General features: G+C 65.7%; 2 protein-coding genes. Both read left to right on the plus strand.

Features of this window, described 5'->3' with window-relative positions:
* Positions 1–1,071: ADP-forming succinate--CoA ligase subunit beta (gene sucC / locus U1R88_RS35370; protein ID WP_322435541.1), on the plus strand; the 1,071-nt coding region annotated here is incomplete at its 5' end.
* On the plus strand, positions 1,071–1,947 hold an 877-nt coding region (gene sucD, locus U1R88_RS35375; RefSeq protein ID WP_322435542.1), incomplete at its 3' end, for a succinate--CoA ligase subunit alpha. The genes sucC and sucD, both read left to right, overlap by 1 nt.

Raw genomic sequence — 1,947 nt, forward strand, 5'->3', positions numbered from 1 at the left:
GTGGTGAAGTCGCAGATCCATGCGGGCGGTCGCGGCAAGGGCAAGTTCAAGGAACTGCCTGCCGACGCCAAGGGCGGCGTGCGGCTGGCCAAGTCGATCGAGGACGTGCGCGCCAATGCCAGCGAGATGCTGGGCAACACGCTGGTGACGGTGCAGACCGGGCCGGCGGGCAAGCAGGTCAACCGCCTCTATATCGAGGACGGTTCCGACATCGAGAAGGAGTTCTACCTCTCGGTGCTGGTCGACCGCGAGACCAGCCGGGTCGCCTTCGTGGTCTCCACCGAAGGCGGCATGGACATCGAGAAGGTGGCGCATGAGACGCCTGAGAAGATCGTGACCTTCTCGGTCGATCCGGCCACCGGGGTGATGAACCATCACGGCCTGGCGGTGGCCAAGGCGCTCGGGCTCTCGGGAGACCTGGCCAAGCAGGCGGTTGCGCTCACCACCAGGCTCTACACCGCCTTCGTGGCCAAGGACATGGCGCTGCTGGAGATCAATCCCCTGATCGTCACCAAGGGCGGCGAGCTCAAATGCCTGGACGCCAAGATGGGCTTTGATTCCAATGCCCTCTACCGCCATCCCGACATCGTGGCGCTGCGCGACGAGAGCGAGGAGGACCCCAAGGAGATCGAGGCCTCGCGCTATGATCTCAACTACATCGCGCTCGACGGCTCGATCGGCTGCATGGTGAACGGGGCGGGCCTGGCCATGGCCACGCTCGACATCATCAAGCTCTATGGCGAGGAGCCGGCCAACTTCCTGGACGTGGGGGGCGGCGCCACCAAGGAGAAGGTGACGGCGGCCTTCAAGATCATCACCGCCGATCCGAAGGTGAAGGGCATCCTGGTCAACATCTTCGGCGGCATCATGAAGTGCGACATCATCGCCGAGGGCGTGATCGCCGCGGTGCAGGAAGTCGGCCTGAAGATCCCGCTGGTGGTGCGCCTGGAAGGCACCAATGTCGAACTGGGCAAGCAGATCATCCGCGAGTCCGGCCTGAACGTGATCGCCGCCGACGACCTCGACGACGCCGCCCAGAAGATTGTCAAAGCCGTGCGGGAAGCCAAGTAATGTCGATCCTGATCAACAAGCAAACGCGCGTCATCTGCCAGGGCTTCACCGGCAAGAACGGCACCTTCCATTCCGAGCAGGCGCTCAAATATGGCACGCAGCTGGTGGGAGGCACCTCGCCGGGCAAGGGCGGCTCGCAGCATCTGGGCCTGCCGGTGTTCGACACCGTGGCCGAGGCGCGCCATGTCACCAAGGCCGATGCCAGCGTGATCTACGTGCCGCCGCCGGGTGCGGCGGATGCGATCTGCGAGGCGATCGACGCGGAAATCCCGCTGATCGTGTGCATCACCGAGGGCATTCCGGTCGCCGACATGATCAAGGTGAAGCGCTCGCTGTCGGGTTCGAAGTCGCGGCTGATCGGGCCGAACTGCCCGGGCGTGATGACGGCGGACGAGTGCAAGATCGGCATCATGCCGGGCAACATCTTCAAGAAGGGCTCGGTCGGCATCGTGTCGCGTTCGGGCACGCTGACCTATGAGGCGGTGTTCCAGACCACCAATGAGGGGCTGGGGCAGACCACGGCGGTGGGCATCGGCGGCGACCCGGTCAAGGGCACCGAGTTCATCGACGTGCTGGAGATGTTCCTGGCCGATCCCGACACCCATTCGATCGTGATGATCGGGGAGATCGGCGGCTCGGCCGAGGAGGATGCTGCGCAGTTCCTGGCCGACGAGGCCAGGCGCGGGCGCGCCAAGCCCACCGTCGGCTTCGTGGCCGGCCGCACCGCCCCGCCCGGACGGCGCATGGGCCATGCCGGCGCCATCATCTCCGGCGGCAAGGGCGACGCCGGCTCCAAGATCGCCGCTCTCGAAGCCGCAGGCGTCAGGGTCTCTCCCTCCCCCGCACGCCTCGGTACCACGCTCACCGAACTGCTGA

This window comes from Labrys sedimenti, assembly GCF_034424805.1.
In the GTDB taxonomy this organism is placed as follows: domain Bacteria; phylum Pseudomonadota; class Alphaproteobacteria; order Rhizobiales; family Labraceae; genus Labrys; species Labrys sedimenti.